The sequence below is a fragment of the Gimesia algae genome, from assembly GCF_007746795.1.
GTDB classification, from domain to species: Bacteria; Planctomycetota; Planctomycetia; order Planctomycetales; family Planctomycetaceae; genus Gimesia; species Gimesia algae.
Map to the genome: position 1 here is coordinate 2,685,182 of NZ_CP036343.1, position 17,706 is coordinate 2,702,887.

Here is a 17,706-nt window from a genome sequence, read left to right on the forward strand (position 1 = left end):
TTCGTAACTATCAATCTGTATCTCGAGGAACCTGAAGAAGAGATTGCTGATCTTTTGAATCAGTAACAATCTGAATATGGCAGGCATCTTAAACGTGAATTATTAAGAAATTGTTAGCAAATGAAGAAATAGAATTGGCAGATGGACTTGTAAGTTTAAAAGGCTGTTTCAGTCGATCCGTTCCCACCAATAATTTTCTACATTATTTTTTAGTGAAGCACATCTTAAGATCAGAATAAGAACTGAGAAACGGGCATCATGCGCAGCAGCCAGTGATCCACACGTCAGAGAGACTGAAACGTGAATTGAGAAGCCTGAAATTCATGGATTTGCTAACCGGCGGGCTGTTCGGGATTAAAACCCTTAATATTCTGGCCATGCGGTTTCACCGCGCTGTTATCATCTGCGACTCGAAAGAAGGCAGTAGTACTTTTTCCTGAAGCCAGTTCTTTCACCTTCACTGTCCAGATTCCGGCTTTATCATTCGGAGCAATCTGGACCTGAAAACTTTGCTCGCCATCCTGGAGAGCACGATAACCGGACATTTCCGCCATGCGTCCTTCCGCATCTTCAATCGATACTTCCACAGGAATGACAGCTGAAACCGGAGCCCCCTGCTCATCAAGAACCTTGATCGAAACCGTGGCTGTTTCTCCCCGTTTCAGTTTCGCCGGAACTTGAACAGCCACCTGATCAATGGGCTGATCCGTGCGCAGATAAATCCCGCCTGCACCGGGGCCCAACTTCACATTTGCTGTCTGCTGCTGATTAGAAGACTTCGTCTTGACCTGCTGATGTTGAACCAGATCATAAAAATAGCCAGCTTTGCGATTCACCGACAAAGTCGCTTCTACAGGGAGACCGTTTTCCATCACGCGACCATGATGACCAACATAATTGCCGAATTCGCGATTGTCATTCACTACAAAAATGTAGTCGGCATGCGAAGCACTGCGACAATAAGGAACCACGTTCGGATTAGAAGAATCCACATCGCGTGTGTATTTACCAGCAAGTGCCTGTCGCAGTTCGACGGCCTTCTTCTGTAACTCCTGTTTATCAAGATCTGCTTTGCCGGTCCGCGTGTAGGATGAAATCCGAATATCGGGTTTGACAGCGGGCGACACCCGCTCATCGGCAATCACAATTCCACCCCGCTTCTGGAAGTCTTTAATCGCCTGCAGGATCGATTCGGTCAGTACATCACAATCCATCATCACCAGTACCTTGTACTGATCCAGCCCTGTCTGATTGATCGTTTCATCAAACACAACATCCGTTTGTAAGCCCGCCCACTGCAGCATCTGATGCGCGTCACCCAACCAGTAACCATTCCAGCCATAAGTCCCGCGTCTGGCAAACACTTGTGAGGCAAAACTTTCATAGAAGGCAATATCATTCTTTGCAGCAGGCATTGTTTTTAAGGCCGGACCCAGAGGCTGAACGACTTCGTGAATCAGTCGCGTCAATTCGTGCTGAGTTTGCGGATTGGTATAGCGATAACCACCGGCCCCATCAGTTGGCACCAGCGATTGCCAGCCATGATACATGATCCCCTTGATGGGTCGTGACATTTTAGCCCAGAACGCTTCCCGCAAATGCATCGGCGAAATGGTGATGAAAGCCGCATCTGGTTGCTCCACCTCCCAGTGCGCCAGATTTTCCGGCGCGTCACCCGGTTTCTTCGCTATCGGCGCGGTCTGCGAACGATACCATATGATCTGCGTCATATTCATCACATCCTGATGTTTTTGAGATCCACGGGCCATGGCAAACAATTCGTCACCAACGACATTGATACGAATCGGATCGGGATAACTGTAAGTCCAGTGGGAAAGCACATCCACATTACCCCCGGAACCAAACACACTGGCAACTCGCATCGCCGGGTCATACCAGGTCCAGAATTTTTTAGCGGTTGAATTCAGGCCCCGTTCCAGATCGTTGTTCAAGTCATTCCAGCCATCACCGGTTTTCCAGTGCCACTTGTAATAGACATAGAGCGGATCATCATCAGGCACGACGCGATCAGCAGGAAAAGCTTTCAGTTTTTTGTAGTCGACTCCTCGGGGAGGCCCGGCTTCTGCAGGAATATCAATGCCGGCAAATTTCTTAAAGGCTGCGCGGTCATGTTGATGAAAACAGGGGCGTGAATGACCACGAACCTCAGTGTGCAGCAGAGCAGAATCTAATGCCGGATAGTCCTGATACGTCTCTGCTAATGAAGCCCCCACATTATAGGTGAACTCTTTAATCTCAGGAATCAGCGGGCAGATGTCTTCGCGTGAAGAATGCGTGGTTCCATCCCGGTTCACACGCTGCAAGGTTTCTCGATTTCTCAAGTAGGATCCAGGGGACAGTGATGCATAAAAAGAAATGCCATTGGCCAGTCCCCGATCCAGTCCAGCCCGCATCTTGGCAACATTTTCTTCGGAATCGGCCAGTGTGGGTTTTCCTGCTTCCAGCACTTTCGCGTAGTTGACTCTGGTTCCGACCGCGTGGGTAAAACCAATTTTTTTTAAGCGATCAATTTCACCGATCCCGGCCCCCCACATGATCACGGGAAACTGGTCTGGTAATTTCCGACTCACAATTTGAATGGGAAATCCAGCCTCCGCTGTTGTCCCGGCAGGTCCCGCTGTTTTCAATTTCGCCGTCAACTCATATTGATCCGGACGTAAAGTCGTATTCAATGGAAACAGAACCTGTTGTGGTTTCCCTGACTCCAGATTTTTCAACGTGGATGTTCCCTGAACATCACCATTCAGTAACCAGGTGACGGTCGCTTCCTCAAGCAGTTCCGGCTGCAGATTTGTTACCTGAAAAGTAAGCGACGGGTTCTGCTCCATGCGGATATAACAGGCCCGCTGTGTAAGTCGATCAAAGCGGACAGGGCGAAATTCCAGTTCTCCGCTGCTAATACGGACCTGATCAATCAACCCTGGAAAGCCACCATAATTACTCCCGTTGCGATCCCCGATCGTCAGCGGTTTCGTTCCTGGAGTGATTGCGCCCACACTGGAAACCGTTTTTTCACCATGGGGCAGTCCATTGACCAGAAAACGCCCTCGACCGGCACCGTTGTACATAAAAACAATGTGATACCAGTCACCTGGATCCAGCTGAAGCGGATCGGAATACCAGGTTTCAGAAAAGTCACCAAAGCCGAGAACAGCTCTCAAAGTTCGAGTTCCGGTTCGTCCTGCCGGATTGAACATCAGTTGATAATCGGTGTGACTGACATACTTCTTATCGAATAGATAGGCGGTCTTTGCTTTTTCCATGTCCGCCTCAGGTTTGATCCACATCTCCAGGGTAAACGCACCACGCGGTGAAAGTTTAGAAGAATTCTTGACTGAGGCAGAGTGGCGTTTGTCTTCCACGGGAAATCCAGGAAAGGATCGCAGCGCAGCGCCAAATTTTCCCTTAGATTCAATTTCGGTCCCGTTAAATGTGGCTGTATGACCATTTCCTGAAAGATCGGTCCCCGGATTCGAACCATCAAAAGTCCATAAACCCAGAACATGGGAACCAGTGGCATTCGCTTGCGTGTATTGCGACTGCCAGGGTTCCTGTAACGCGAATGAACCGGAATCAGCAGCAGACAGACTGAAAACAGAGCCGAGTGATAAAAATAATAGAACGGCAGATTGAATTAATTGGTGCATGAACTCGAGCTTTCAAATTCCACGTTGCAGGATTCAATGGTCTAGACGTTAATTAGTTAATACAGTTTACCAATGCCTGTTACTGAAGAAAACTGACTCGCTCCTGACATTTGCCTAAATTCAGCAACGTAAAACCTGCTGCTGAATCGCATGTAGTGTCTTTCGCAGACCGATCAGAGCTATGACTTAAGAAAGTCCATTGCGATCGAAATCCGAGGCGCATTTGTTTGCCGATACGATACCTGTTAGGATGTTGACAGCGTTTCTCATAAACTGCTTCTAATTGTCTCCCCTTCACTGCATCTGCCAGATTATGCCGACTGAAACACAACAGACTCCAGAAAATGATCCACCTTTAATCGTCATGAGTGATCTGGATGGTACATTGCTGGATCATGATACGTATTCCTTTGCGCCTGCTTTGCCTGTCATCACACGATTACGAACTGCGGGAATTCCATTGATTCTGAATACCAGTAAAACGGCAGCCGAACTGATCGCATTGCGTGGCGCACTGAACAACACCGATCCCTACGTCGTCGAAAATGGTTCTGCCATCTATTTACCAGCTTCATCATTTATCCACACAATCGGCTCAACTGCACAAATTTCAGGAATTGACGTGCATGTTTTAGGGGCACGTAGAACTGAAATCCTTTCGATCATTCAAAAAAAACGCCGTGAAGAAAATTTCCTGTTTACCGGATTTTCAGACATGGAAGTCTCTGAAGTCATTACATATACGGGATTATCAGAATCCGAAGCTGAGCAGGCGATGACCCGGGAATTTTCAGAGCCGTTAATTTGGCAGGACTCGGCACATCAATTGCGTAAGTTTGAAGCACTGATTGCCAATCATGGTCTACGGCTGCTGCGAGGTGGCCGGTTTGTGCATGTGATTGGCGCGTGTGACAAAGGAAAATGTCTGCAATGGTTCAGGGAGTGTTTTACCCGTTCTGGCAAAACCATTCCCCAATTCGTGGCGCTCGGTGACAGCCAGAATGATGTCGCCATGCTGAATGCAGCAGACATCGCGGTCATTGTGCGCTCTTCCCATCACGAACCTCCCGATCTTGAGAAGCAATCTTCAGTCATCATTACTGAAAAAGCCGGCCCACAGGGTTGGGCTGAGGCGTTAACCCAAATACTGGATGAAACCTTGACCTGATTATCCCGGTTTTGGCGCTCAAACATCGATCATGGAGATCTGGATATGGGAGACTTTTACCAAAACGGTATCATTACGACCTTGCATAATCTCTCGTCACGCTCAATTGACGAGATGGAAGCAGAACTGCTTCAGTTTTCTAAAATACGCCCGATGAGTCTGGTGCTGCCCTGTCTGTATAGCGAACTGGAAGGGCCTGCACTCGATAAAATTGTCACAGAACTGGCGAAAGTCCGATATCTGAACGAAATCGTCATTGGCCTGGATCGGGCGAGTGAAGAACAATACAAACACGCCATTCAGTTTTTCAGTCGACTGCCCCAGAAACATCGAATTCTCTGGAATGATGGTCCTCGACTGCAGGAAGTCAATTCTGTCCTGCAAAACCAGGGACTGGCTCCCAAAGAACTGGGAAAAGGCTGTAATGTATGGTATTGCCTGGGTTATATTCTGGCTCAGGGAACGTCCGCCTCCGTCGCTTTGCACGATTGTGATATTCTCACCTATGACCGCAATCTACTGGCACGATTGATTTATCCTGTTGCGAATCCCAGTTTCAACTATCAGTTCTGCAAAGGCTATTATGCTCGGGTAGCTGACAGCAAAATGAATGGTCGGGTGACCCGTTTGCTGGTGACACCGCTGTTAAGAGCTTTGAAGAAAATTCTCGGCTCACTGGATTATCTTGAATACCTCGACAGCTACCGCTATCCACTGGCCGGCGAGTTTTCGTTTCGCGTTGATGTTATCAACGATATCCGGATTCCCAGCGACTGGGGACTGGAAATCGGCGTGCTCTCGGAAGTGAATCGGAATTATTCGACCAACCGTTTATGCCAGGTCGACATTGCTGATCGCTATGATCACAAGCATCAAAATCTGTCCGTGGACGATGCCCAGGCGGGTCTGTCAAAAATGTCGATTGATATTTCGAAAGGCATCTTCCGCAAGCTGGCCACAAATGGCGTCGTTTTTTCCACGGAAACGTTTCGTTCTATTAAAGCCACTTACTATCGGATTGCACTCGACTTCATTGAAACATATCGCAACGATGCCATTATTAACGGATTGGCCTTGGATATTCATAATGAAGAAAAGGCCGTTGAGCTGTTCGCAGAAAATGTGTTAAAAGCGGGTCTGCATTTTCTGGATAATCCGATGGAAACACCGTTTATCCCCAGCTGGAATCGTGTGCAAAGCGCGGTCCCCGATATCTTTGCGAGCTTGTGCTCTGCAGTTGACGATGACTACCAGGAGTTTGCCTGAAACCATGAGCGAACCAGTTGAGCATTCAGCAGTCAGTGAGTATCAGTTCCTGGTAGAAAATCATTTAAGGATCATTTATCCCGAAATCGATCATACTACCTTTGCCCGGGATCTGATTCAAATCATGTGTCCCGACGGAAAATGCCAGACGCCACAGACGCATCAGAACCACTGGGATCAGAGTAATGTCGTCATGATTACGTACGGCGACAGCCTGCTGACGGAAGACCAGCAGCCATTGGAAACACTGCTCCAGTTTTCGGAAGAATTCCTGAAAGAAACCATCAACGGAATTCATATCCTGCCGTTTTTCCCCTACAGTTCTGACGATGGATTTTCTATTATTGACTATCAACAGGTGAACCCGCGCCTGGGTGACTGGACTCACATCAATGCCATCGCGGAAAAGTTTCAGCTGATGTCAGACCTGGTGATCAACCACTGCTCCAGCCAAAGTGAATGGTTCCAGCAGTTCAGGCGCGGAGAATCGCCGGGCAAAGATTATTTTTTCTGTGCTGCTCCCGAAGACGATTTATCTGAGGTAGTCCGTCCCCGCACTAATGAATTATTGTGTCTGATTGAAACTCCCAATGGCACGCGTTACGTCTGGTGCACGTTCAGTCCTGATCAGGTTGACCTGAATTTTGCTAATCCCGAACTGCTACGGGAACTGGTTAAAATTATCAAGCTCTACCTGGACCACGGAGTCGATATTTTTCGGCTCGACGCGATCGCCTTTATCTGGAAGGTGGCTGGGACAAGTTGCCTGAGCCTGCCGGAAACACACGAGATCGTGCGTCTCTTCCGTACTTTAATCCAGTTCGTTGCACCGAAGGCGATGATTATTACGGAAACCAATATTCCCAACCGGGAAAACCTGGCTTATTTCGGAAACTCAAACGAAGCACATGCCATCTATAATTTTTCGCTCCCTCCGCTGCTGGTGAACGCCATGCTCTGTGGAAGCTGTCAGCATTTAAAAACCTGGATGATGAGCATGCCCCCTGCTCTGCATGGCACAACTTATCTGAATTTCATTGCTTCACATGATGGTATCGGCCTCAGACCCGCTGAAGGTCTGATGAGCGAAGAGGAAATCGGCAACATGGTCGCCATGATGGAACAGTTTGGCGGACGCATCTCGATGCGGACTCTCGCTGGAGGAGTCATGCGTCCTTATGAAATCAACATCTCGTTAATCGACGCGATGAAAGGGACTCTGGCTGGGGAAGACGAATGGCAGGTCGAACGGTTTCTGTGTGCGCACGCCATCATGTTCGCTCTGGAAGGAATCCCTGCAGTCTATATTCACAGTTTTCTGGGTACATTGAATGATCAGGCCGCAGTAATGGAGACCGGACACAACCGTTCCATTAACCGACATCGCTGGGATTACCACAAGCTGGCACTGGCACTGGCCGATGAAACGTCCATTCACTCTCAGGTCTTTCAGGGAATGTGCCACCTAATAAAAGTACGTCGCCGTCAACCGGCCTTCCATCCCAACGCCACCCAGTTTACCTTACACTTGGGAGACAGTGTGTTTGCCTTCTGGCGCCAGAGTATGGATCGGCAGCAGAGCATTTTTGCGATCAATAATATTTCGAATCAGGAACAGATCGTCCCCTTATCGGAAATCAATCTGATCGGCACCGATAACTGGACCGATCTGATCAGTGGAGAATTATATACTGACCTGCGCGCCGAACTGGTCCTGAAACCCTATCAGGTGATCTGGCTGACCAATCGGTGGTCGCGCGATTAACCTCTGGCGGTCGTTCCGCGAACATCAGACCTGATTCTGAAAGCAGAGTTCATATCCATCCGGATCTTTGAGAAACAGTTGATTCATTCCATAGAAGGCCACCCGGGGAGGTTCCAGGTCTAATCCGTTTGCTGAGAACTCTTCATACATAAGTTTTGCATCATCACAGAAAAAAAAGAAACCCACACCTTTGATCCGTTCTTCTCTGACTCCATCTTCTTCCGGACAGGCCGGTTGCAACATCAGCGCCGCCGAACCCCGTTCCAGTCGACACCACATTATTTTCCCTTCGGGCTCCCATTTCATACTGCTTACAAACCCCAGCCTGTCCGTGTAAAAGGCGATCGAATCCTCAATATCGTCTACAAACAGGAGAGGCACCAGCCCCTGAACAGGATTGCTTTCTATGGACATGACTGCTCCTTATGATTTAAGGAAATGACAGAAAATACTGCATTTTAATTATCTGCTTCACGATGAACGGTTTCAGGAGAAAATGCAGGCAGACAGATGGCGATGTACTCCGCACCTGCTTCTCCAGGAGTGCTGTAGCGGACCCATTCACCCGGGTCCAGAATAATCGCCTGTCCCGTTTTGACTTCGAAGTTTCCCTGCTTCGTTTCTACATGCAATACGCCTTTCAAAACGACAGACATCTCCTGAAACGCAGGGGATTGCGCAGGCTCAACCCAGCCACCTGGAGACACCATCCGGGCCACACTGATGGATTCGTCCCCCGTGCTCACGCGCCCGACAAATTCTTCGATCTGTTTCGGTTTATTCCCCGCAGCTTTTACGATCGTGGGGAGTTCAATAAAACGAGGCATGCTGGCTCCTTATGTAAAAATAATCGTTTTGATGAATCTGAGTAATGTGATGTTCTTCTGACAGTATATCCGGAAGCAGTCTTCCTGTTTTACGCATTCGAAATAATGCCTCTGCAGACCGACTCGGATCAGAAAATAATTTGTCATGAACGGGCTAGGAATGCAATGGGTGAATTCTTATCATGAAACCAGATTCGTACAATCAAGCCATTTTAAAACACTTATGTCACTCTGTTCCGTTCGGACCTGTTGAATACATTTTTTCCGGAGCCCAACATGTTGACAAGTTTACTGCTACCCGTCCTGTTGTCAGCGGTCGCCCTGTTTTTCGCCAGTTTTCTATCATGGATGGTCGTACAACTCCACAAAAATGACTGGAATAAAATGGAGCAGGAAGACCAATTCCTCAAAACAATGCAGGAACTCAATGTCCCTGTAGGCAGCTACATGTTTCCGGGATGCAATTCAGCTGATGAAATGAAGAGCGAAGAATATCAGGAGAAATGGAACAAAGGCCCCTGCGGTGTGTTGACTGTGTACCCCAAAATCAACATGGGAAAAAACCTGGTCCTGACCTTTGTGTTCTTTCTGGTCATCAGTTTTTCACTCGCCTATCTGGCCACTCTGGCGATTCCACCTGGTGCAGAATTTATGGTCGTCTTTCGTTTTATGGCCACTGCCGGCCTGTTAACCTTTTTATCGGCGACGATTCAACATGCGATCTGGTTTCATAATCGAATCATCGGTCATGTAATAGAATCCATTACCTATGCCGTCATCGTTGGTGCCATTTTTGGCCTGATGTGGCCAACTGTCTAACTTCTCCCATTCCTAAAATCAACTTGAAAACTGAGGTATATAAATGGCTGTCTCTCTTCCACTGTCGGGTCAAAAGTTTTTACTATTTACGGGTGAGGACTACGAAGATCTGGAACTCTGGTATCCCAAACTCCGACTGGAAGAAGCGGGCGCGGAAACCACTCTGGCAGGCCTGGAAGCAGAGAAAACCTATCTGGGAAAACATGGCTACCCTTCCGTCTCAGAAGTCACCATCGACAGCATCAACTCAGCTGATTTTCACGGAGTCATCTGTGCCGGCGGCTGGATGCCTGATAAACTCAGACGATCTGAAAAGGTACTCTCACTTCTACAGGAGTTCAATGAAAGCGGAAAACTGATCGCCGCCATCTGCCATGGAGGCTGGATGCCCATCTCGGCTGGAATCTATTCCGGTGTCAAAGTCACCGGTTCACCGGGAATCAAAGACGATTTAATTAACGCAGGCGCTATCTGGGAAGATGCCCCCGTGATCGTCGACCGGCATTTCGTCTGCAGTCGGCGTCCCTCTGATCTACCTGATTTCTGCAAGGGGATCCTCGAGGTCCTGAAGGCAACTTAGGCGGTTAATCAAAGATTTGAGTTGCAAGCTGCTGTACTTCTGCAGTCTGATGTGCCTTCAGTTGCTGCTGCAGTTCGGCATCAATTAACGTCGCTAAGCGCCGTTGCTGTTGAATTGCTTTCAACAAGGCGATCGCGCGCGAATCTATTCTGATTAACGCCTGCGTGGCAATTTTCTGATTTCGGGCAGTCAGTACGGGCAGCGCTTCGATCAAATCCTCTGTTGCAGCAGGCTCATCGATATCGCCGATCCCACTGACAGCCCCCATCTGCAATTCGGAATGACTGGAATCATTCAGGTACCGCTTCAGTTGTTTCCGACAGATCTCATAATCCAGCATGGCCACCATCCGCAGCGCATCATAACGGGTGCCCCCTTTCACATCTGGCTCATCAGCCATCTTGACGGCCCGCTGGAGTGCCTGCTTCCAGCGGACCGTCAATTCCGGCCTATCTTTCAGTAGTGACTCGATTTTGCCGCGAGGCCAGTCACCGGCAATCGTAATCCCATTAATGACTCCGCCTCCAATCACTACCGCCTGCCAGCATTCTAGTGGTCCATCCCGCTTTGGTAGAGACGCTTCTAACAGGCCGCAAAGCTCATCTGCCTGATTTCGTTTTCCGACAGCGATAGCGGTGCGCCAGATCTCAGGGATATTGCGATATTCATCCGGGGTTCCTACTTTGACTTCTGCCATAAGGGCTTTGATCTTTGTGCCGGGCTCTACCTCTTTCGGCTTGGTAGTTTTCTCAACGGGCAGTACCGGTACCGCTACATTTTGATTTCCCATTTCAGTGCCAGGCAATGAGATCTCGGAAAGAAAGATCCAACCCTGCTTCCCTTTAAAGTCGATGCGAACAAACTGCGCCCGTTGCTCGGGTATATTAATTAACGTTGTCCGTCGATCAATCTCATAGAGCCCCAGGCCATCAGCGTGATCATCAAAGCCAGAAAATTTGTGAGGATTTCCATACTGTTTGTTGTTATTACTGAAAGCAACCTGGATTGAGGAGGGGGCATGAATCGATCCCGGTTCATGATTCACGCCATAGACAATTCTCAAAGCATTAACAGGCATTTTGCGCTGCAGATCTATCACGATGCGAGGCTGCGGCTCTGTTCCGGTAAAGCGAAAACCAACCCACTGACCATCGTTAAATCGTGATGATCCCGTAGAACGATTTACCAGTTTTAATTTCTGCGGATCGTCCGCGTAATTGACATCTGGTTTGACAGTTCCTGCATAGGAGTATTTCAAAGGTGCACTATGTTCCTGCAAAAACACCAGCAGATCCGCCATCGCATCGGGAGGAATCTCTCGTTCGAGGCCTTCAGGCATCAGCGACTTTCCGCTATTACTTAATTCTTCCAGTTGTGTTCTGAGAATGGTCTGCACCTTTCCCTGCTGCGCTTTTAAAGTAATACTGTTACTTTGCTCTGAGACCAGAATCCCGGTATTGATGCGACCATCATCTGTCACTGCCAGATACGAAGCGTAACGGCCGTCGACCGCTTTATTCGGGTCGAGAATGGAAGTCAGTAGAAATGACTTCGACTGATCTGTCAGCGCAGCCAGGTCAGGACCGACAACATGACCTTTTCCGTTCAGGCGATGGCAGTTGGCACACTGTTTTTCAAAGATCATGCTGCCGCGCTCTACACTTCCCTGCTTTAAATTAATCGACGCGTACTGTTTCAGGATCGCTTCACGACTCGCGCTGGTGGCGACGGAAAACAATTTGCTCGCACGCATTTTGATCTTTTCATTTTTATGATCAATCAGAGTCTGACGGTTTGTTAAATCAATTTGTGCAGGTTGAATGATCTTCTGTTCAATTTTGTTTAAAAGATCCAACGTTGACGATTCGCGAGACAGTAACTGACTGATGACCTCAGTTTGTAAGGCAGGTGTAAATTGTTTCCAGTGATTGAAAACCACTTCGAGCGCGGCGGGACTCTGCGACTGGACCAGACTTTTCAAAGCAGCCATCTGTATATTCAATGCAGTTTGCGGTGATAACAACTCTGAAACCAGCTCAAGACTGGCCGAACTTTGATTCACTGACAGCACAAACTGTAATGCGGCGATTCGCATTCCCTCTGGTTGCTCGGTATCGGAAACCTGTTCGCGGGCAAGACTGCTAAGCAGCTTTAATTGCGTCTCCTGTTTATGAATCCACGATTTATCACGACTTTTTATGGCTACCAAAACCTGTGTCAAAGCCTTCCATTCCCAGGCCTCCGATTTCTGACTTTCAACCACATGCGCAGAAAGTGCTGCAAAAACCTGTTTCAATAAGCCAGTGTCTCTGGTTGCAACCGCCATCTCCAGCAATGAATGAAACATGGGCAGTAATTGGGGATTCCCTGCCATTCGGGGCAGCAGACTGACCAGCGCCGGGCTTAAACGTGCGGGTTCAAAACTGGTCAATACAGCTGAGCGCAGATAGACATTCCCCGAATGCTGCTCCAGCAGCTTTAACAGTGCGTTGGTCGCCGCCTCCTCTTTAAGATAACTTAGCGTGTACGCCAGCTGAAGTTGCACTGGAAGCTCCCGTTCTTGATTGACTCGTTCAAGTACTGCTTTTGCCAGAGCCCCTGACTGCTCCAGGAACGGCTCAGATAATCGAAGAGCTTCCCTGCGCACTCCCGGGTTCCGATCGTCAATCCGATGCAATAAGATTTCCGGAGTCAACGCCTGCAGCCCATCCAGAGTACACAATGCCTGCAACCGGGATTGAGCTAACTTCGTTTTACTGGCGATCTGTGACAGGGATCGAATTATTTTTTTATCGTCACGTAAAATCAGTTCCTGTTGAACCATATCACGCAGCGTTCCATTCTCACTCTTGAGCAACTGGGATAGTTTCATAGAAGGCAGCAGTTTTAAATTAGGAATGGGCTGATCCGATTGACCTTTCGCGGATAGACGATAGATCCTGCCGCGCGTCTCGCCAGCGCGCACATTTAATTTCTGTACTGCCTCTGGAGAGAGGAACTTGGGATGCTCAATCAGATACCGGTACATGTCCACGATCAGCAGCGAGCCATCAGGGGCCATTCTCGCCTGGACAGGTCGAAACCAGTTATCAGTGGATGTTAAAAATTCCCGCTCCTGTTCTTCAGGGGCTCTCAGGCCCGAAAACGTCACCCCCTCCGGTTTCACTACCAGGCGATGCACCAGCTGGTTGACGGGTTCACAAACAAATGCATTTCCATAATATGCTTTTCCAAGTTGATCATCCCGATACAGCCCCAGACCACAGGCAGAGGTCGGGCGTCCCCGCTGTCCACTTAGATGAAACTGAACCAGTTCCCCCACGGGGAACAGCTGGTTGGCATTATTTCCTTTTGGAATCGAGACTTCAGGTGGCGGCGATCCCACATAAGGGTTCTTCTGAAAATAGGATTCATTGACCGGGTAATGCACACATAGCGTACCGTTACGACATCCGAACCAGTTTCCCCAGTCGTCACGCACGCGTCCCTGCTGGGTTCGGCCACTGACTGGCTCCAGAACACCGGTCTCCGGTTGAAACCGAAAATCCCGGTTGGTTACGTTCACAGTCTGCCCGTTAAAGGACTGTATCATTCCACCAAACAACCCACCGGAAGCATAGACCCAGTTATCAAGCCCGGGAACCAGACTGTTGACCCGCGCCTGATAATTATGCGTCGCGAAGCCGGACAGAATTTTCTTCTGTAGATCCGCTTTGCCGTCGCCGGTGGTATCTTCTGCATAAATAACATCCGGTGCCGTACATACCAGTACCCCCTGTTTCCAGACCATCAATCCTGTCGGAAAAGCCAGACCTTCCAGGAACACAGTGGCTTTATCATACCTGCCATCCTGATCCAGGTCCTCCAGATATTTGACCACCCCACCAGGTTTATAATTTCCATCCATGCCCGCAGGATAATCCCGCATCTCCACGACCCACAATTTACCATCCGGTCCGAATTCCACCGCTACCGGATCTATCACCAGAGGTTCCGCAGCAATGACTTCCAATTGCAGATCGTCTGTCAAATTCATGCGGGAAATGGATTCCGCTGGAGTTAACGGTCGTTTGCCCCCGGTACGACTCACATCATCGGCTGCCTTGTAGGAAGCAGGAATCTGCTGTGAAACGACATCCAGAATCTTTTTCTCCAGCCCTGGAGCGAGCGGACCTGGCAGGTCATACCAGACCATGGCATTTTTCCCTTCATAGCCACCTTCCTGTAAAACGCGTTCGGATGGAATATAGCAGGGAACATCATTCGCATAAGAATTCACCCAGACTTTCGCGCCATGTTTTTTCTTGATCGCCAGGGAATAATCAACGACCACTTCTCCGCCGAGAAAGACCATCGCCAGATCATCTCCAAAAGACCAGGTCTTGATCGGGTATTCGACCTGAGCTGTTAACGCCTCTCCTCGCTTTAAACGGTTTAGATTTTTTGTCGCATGGTATCCGGTAATTCCCGGTTTACCAGCACGCTGTTTCCACTCCTCTTCCGTTGGCAGCGTCGCCAGAGGCAAAGCAATTTCATCACTCTGGACAGAGAGATTTCCTGTAATGGCTGTGAGGCCGTTTTTAAGACGTTGTTGTACTCCTGTAGCAATGGCCTGACCGTTCACGCGTGCAGCTCCCTGGTCATCACCTCTAAATTTTGGATTTTGATCCGCACCACAACCGATCACCACCATTGCCATACAGCCGGGAATGTCGGCTTCAATCCCTTCGACAGCACAACCAGCCCAGTCACCGGACATAAAGGAAACCCCACCCAATGTAGTACAGTGACAGGCGTATCCGACCAGAATGGCTCGTGAATTACCATCCTGACTTTGTACGTGTAAAATCGGCAAGTCATAATCATTCGGCCCGGTAATGTCTCTGCGATTTTTGGCAAAAGTTGCCGTTCCGACACCCCACTCCAGCAACGCAGGCTGTGCATCTTTGATCGCCTGTTGTGCAACGGACGTTAATTTTTGAATCAGATCCCTGGTATAACGGTCCACAACAGCCTGTTCAGCTGTGGAAAGATCTTTTGTGTAAATATTGGGAAGCACTCCTGTAAGCATAGGAGCAGCATGAGTGTGTGTCGAACAGACAACGAGGCCAGCAGGAGTGATTTTGTGTTGTTCTTTCAAATTCGCGACAATGCTCATTGTCACAGATGCGGGCACACCACAATTTTCCACTGAGATCAGGACATGGGGCTGTCCCTGCGGATTCAGGACAGCAATCGCACGAGCCCAGAGTGGTTGTTCGACCTGATCGATTAACTCAGTCCCTCGTGATGCATAACCATTCAAGAGTACCGGATAATCAGGCGTGATGTCGACTTTCGCCACTCCGACCTGATAGGATTGATCATTATCTGCATGGCAACTGGAAAAAGAAATAATTAAAACGACGAGTGACAGCAACGGACGTGTAAGATGCATTAACTTCTTTCCTCATCCAGTATCATATTTTGTGAGCGAAGCGCGCCAGCCTATCCATCATCTAAGTCAGGCACACTTTTTAAAATAATCAGATTTCTTTAATATCATCCGGAGCTTCAGTGTACCAGCAGCATTCAGGCCGGATCAATCCAGTGATGCGACAATCTCTTTCATTTTTGCGACAACAGAAAACTGATAGATGAACTCCGACTCAACTCCGCAAGTTGCAATTTTTATCGAAACGTCGAAAACTTTTGGTCGTGAAATTCTACAGGGAATTTCTACCTACTCCCGTACGCATGGCCCCTGGTCAATTTATATTGATGAGTGGGGTCCACAAACCCCTTTACCTGAGTGGCTCAAAATCTGGCAAGGGGATGGCGTCATTGCCCGCGTTCGCTCACGCCAGATGGCGGAACGACTTGCACAACTTAAAATCCCGGTAGTTGACACACTGCAACAGGTACCCAACCTGGAGATGCCTGCAGTTTATACTGATGATTCACTGATCGCTAAACTGGCTTTTGAACATTTACACAATCGTCATCTGCGGCAATTTGCATTTGTTGGTGTTGAGAAAACAAACTGGTCCCATCGTCGTCGTGATACTTTTGCAGAGATCGCGCGCGAACAGGGGTTTCCCTGCGAAATCTATTCTCCCCTTTCACGCCGACGATTTGTAGAAAGCTGGAATGGAGGACAGGACGATCTGGCTGACTGGCTGAAAGCGCTCCCCAAACCCATCGGCTTATTTGCCGCCCACGATCTAAGAGCGTTATGTGTTCTCGATGCCTGCCGAAGGCGCAATATCGCAATACCAGAACAGGTCGCTGTCGTAGGAGTCGATAATGATGATGTCTTTTGTGAAGTCGTTGATCCCACACTCACCAGTATCGCACATCAGGCAAAAGAGATTGGTTATCAGGCTGCTGCTCTCCTCGATCAAATGATGCGCGGCAATCGTCCTGCCCAGACCCCACTGCCCGTCCCCCCCCGGATACTGATCCCACGCCGGTCTACAGATATTATCGCCGTCGAAGATCCCGCCATCGCCTCTGCTCTGGAACTGATCAGAAGAAAAGCGTGTGAAAAAATCAGCGTCTCGATGATCGCCAGCCGAGTCAATCTGACACGACGCTCTCTCGAACGTCGCTTTATAAAACTAGTAGGTAAAACACCTCATCAGATCATTTCTGAAGAGCGTCTGAGACGAGCCAGGCAATTATTGATTGACACTGATTTTACACTTGAGCAGATTGCGCAAATGGCGGGCTTTTCCAGTGCCGCTTACCTGAGTGTGATTATTAAAGAACACGAAAACTGTACCCCTACCGAATTTCGTCAGAAACCGTGATGCTGCTGACTCAAGACATATTTAACACTCCTGATTTTCTGCCCCTTGAACAGGTCGACCTGTCTGCATACCTGACATCTTTCTCACAGTGATTGCCACACTATGCCGCAACTCTGCCTTTTCACTATATTCCAGATCATCATGATTGAACAGAAGTCCTACAGCCTATTGACGATTCATTAGTTTACTCATAAAATGGCCGGATTACGTTCCATTAGCCAGGGGTCAAAATGTCACACAGCAAACTGCAGCATGAGATTAAAAAAAAACAACCTTTTGACTCTTTAGAACAGGCTGCCATTTTAAATATTCTCAGAACCAGTGATGTCTTTCATAACCAGTTTGGCAGGCTCTTCCGGGAATATGGTTTAACCCCTTCACAATATAATGTTCTGCGTATTTTGCGTGGTGAAGGTAAACCTATGCCCTCTCTCGAAATCGCAAGCCGTATGGTTCAGGTTGTACCCGCGATTACAGGTTTACTCGATCGCCTGCAGGCACAAGAATTGGTCAAGCGAAACCGCTGTACTGAAGACCGACGCGTCGTTTATATCGAAATTACTGCCAAAGCCCTGAAGTTATTAAAAGAGGTCGATAAACCAGATCTGGACCTGCATCGTAAATTGATTGGTCATCTCAGTTCTGCTGAACTCACTGAACTTTCCCGCTTACTGGAAAAAGCAAGAACTTCATTGAAAAGCGTGGAATAGTTACCGCACAATCGATCAGCCGTTCTCAATAATATCGCTCAACGCCTTAGAGAACTCTATAGATCACTGAGGCAGTTCGACACTCGCTCCAGAATGCAAACCTGTTTCTCAC

General features: G+C 48.6%; 11 protein-coding genes. 7 read left to right on the forward strand and 4 right to left on the reverse strand.

Going from position 1 to position 17,706, the window contains the following annotated elements; translation table 11 throughout:
* Positions 1 to 332: 332 nt before the first annotated feature.
* Complete coding sequence (locus Pan161_RS09765) at positions 333 to 3,668, reverse strand: LamG-like jellyroll fold domain-containing protein (protein ID WP_145226274.1); 3,336 nt, start codon at positions 3,666 to 3,668, stop codon at positions 333 to 335.
* Positions 3,669 to 3,981: 313 nt separating this feature from the next.
* Between Pan161_RS09765 and Pan161_RS09770 the strand changes: the two genes are divergently transcribed.
* The 3 genes from Pan161_RS09770 to Pan161_RS09780 are packed head-to-tail and all read left to right on the forward strand — an operon-like array spanning position 3,982 to position 7,867.
* Positions 3,982 to 4,836: an HAD-IIB family hydrolase gene (locus Pan161_RS09770; protein ID WP_145226276.1), complete on the forward strand. Its 855-nt coding sequence runs from the start codon at positions 3,982 to 3,984 to the stop codon at positions 4,834 to 4,836.
* A 45-nt stretch (positions 4,837 to 4,881) separates the two neighbouring features.
* Positions 4,882 to 6,102, forward strand: a complete 1,221-nt coding sequence (locus tag Pan161_RS09775; RefSeq protein WP_145226278.1) for a glycosyltransferase family protein — start codon at positions 4,882 to 4,884, stop codon at positions 6,100 to 6,102.
* Positions 6,103 to 6,106: 4 nt separating this feature from the next.
* A complete protein-coding gene (locus tag Pan161_RS09780) occupies positions 6,107 to 7,867 on the forward strand; it encodes a sugar phosphorylase (protein WP_145226280.1) in 1,761 nt (586 codons plus the stop codon).
* A 24-nt stretch (positions 7,868 to 7,891) separates the two neighbouring features.
* Here the strand turns inward: Pan161_RS09780 and Pan161_RS09785 are convergent, their stop codons facing one another.
* Positions 7,892 to 8,281, reverse strand: coding sequence for a VOC family protein (locus Pan161_RS09785; RefSeq protein ID WP_145226282.1), 390 nt, complete (start codon positions 8,279 to 8,281; stop codon positions 7,892 to 7,894).
* A 44-nt stretch (positions 8,282 to 8,325) separates the two neighbouring features.
* Positions 8,326 to 8,694 (reverse strand): cupin domain-containing protein, encoded by a 369-nt coding sequence (locus tag Pan161_RS09790; protein WP_145226284.1) that lies wholly within the window; start codon positions 8,692 to 8,694, stop codon positions 8,326 to 8,328.
* Positions 8,695 to 8,970: 276 nt separating this feature from the next.
* Here Pan161_RS09790 and Pan161_RS09795 point away from each other — a divergent pair, with 276 nt between their 5' ends.
* Both Pan161_RS09795 and Pan161_RS09800 read left to right on the forward strand, forming a co-directional pair.
* The gene (locus Pan161_RS09795; protein WP_145226286.1) at positions 8,971 to 9,513 is read left to right on the forward strand and encodes a hypothetical protein; all 543 of its coding nucleotides are present in this window, start codon (positions 8,971 to 8,973) and stop codon (positions 9,511 to 9,513) included.
* Between the two features lie 43 nt (positions 9,514 to 9,556).
* Positions 9,557 to 10,093, forward strand: coding sequence for a type 1 glutamine amidotransferase domain-containing protein (locus Pan161_RS09800; protein ID WP_145226288.1), 537 nt, complete (start codon positions 9,557 to 9,559; stop codon positions 10,091 to 10,093).
* Between the two features lie 4 nt (positions 10,094 to 10,097).
* On the opposite strand, the gene Pan161_RS09805 is transcribed toward Pan161_RS09800, so the two are convergent.
* Complete coding sequence (locus Pan161_RS09805) at positions 10,098 to 15,530, reverse strand: PVC-type heme-binding CxxCH protein (protein ID WP_145226290.1); 5,433 nt, start codon at positions 15,528 to 15,530, stop codon at positions 10,098 to 10,100.
* A gap of 199 nt (positions 15,531 to 15,729) precedes the next feature.
* On the opposite strand from Pan161_RS09805, the gene Pan161_RS09810 reads away from it, so the two are divergent.
* Positions 15,730 to 16,884 carry an AraC family transcriptional regulator gene (locus Pan161_RS09810; protein ID WP_145226292.1) on the forward strand — a complete coding sequence of 385 codons (1,155 nt, stop codon included), beginning with the start codon at positions 15,730 to 15,732 and terminating at the stop codon, positions 16,882 to 16,884.
* Positions 16,885 to 17,114: 230 nt separating this feature from the next.
* Positions 17,115 to 17,594, forward strand: a complete 480-nt coding sequence (locus Pan161_RS09815; protein ID WP_145226294.1) for a MarR family winged helix-turn-helix transcriptional regulator — start codon at positions 17,115 to 17,117, stop codon at positions 17,592 to 17,594.
* Positions 17,595 to 17,706: the final 112 nt, after the last annotated feature.

What these genes read in the sequence shown, in the direction of transcription:
- Pan161_RS09765 (WP_145226274.1), bottom strand. Translation starts at nt 3,668, where the DNA reads ATGCACCAATTAATTCAATCTGCCGTTCTATTATTTTTATCACTCGGC.
- Pan161_RS09770 (WP_145226276.1), top strand. Translation starts at nt 3,982, where the DNA reads ATGCCGACTGAAACACAACAGACTCCAGAAAATGATCCACCTTTAATC.
- Pan161_RS09775 (WP_145226278.1), top strand. Translation starts at nt 4,882, where the DNA reads ATGGGAGACTTTTACCAAAACGGTATCATTACGACCTTGCATAATCTC.
- Pan161_RS09780 (WP_145226280.1), top strand. Translation starts at nt 6,107, where the DNA reads ATGAGCGAACCAGTTGAGCATTCAGCAGTCAGTGAGTATCAGTTCCTG.
- Pan161_RS09785 (WP_145226282.1), bottom strand. Translation starts at nt 8,281, where the DNA reads ATGTCCATAGAAAGCAATCCTGTTCAGGGGCTGGTGCCTCTCCTGTTT.
- Pan161_RS09790 (WP_145226284.1), bottom strand. Translation starts at nt 8,694, where the DNA reads ATGCCTCGTTTTATTGAACTCCCCACGATCGTAAAAGCTGCGGGGAAT.
- Pan161_RS09795 (WP_145226286.1), top strand. Translation starts at nt 8,971, where the DNA reads ATGTTGACAAGTTTACTGCTACCCGTCCTGTTGTCAGCGGTCGCCCTG.
- Pan161_RS09800 (WP_145226288.1), top strand. Translation starts at nt 9,557, where the DNA reads ATGGCTGTCTCTCTTCCACTGTCGGGTCAAAAGTTTTTACTATTTACG.
- Pan161_RS09805 (WP_145226290.1), bottom strand. Translation starts at nt 15,530, where the DNA reads ATGCATCTTACACGTCCGTTGCTGTCACTCGTCGTTTTAATTATTTCT.
- Pan161_RS09810 (WP_145226292.1), top strand. Translation starts at nt 15,730, where the DNA reads ATGAACTCCGACTCAACTCCGCAAGTTGCAATTTTTATCGAAACGTCG.
- Pan161_RS09815 (WP_145226294.1), top strand. Translation starts at nt 17,115, where the DNA reads ATGTCACACAGCAAACTGCAGCATGAGATTAAAAAAAAACAACCTTTT.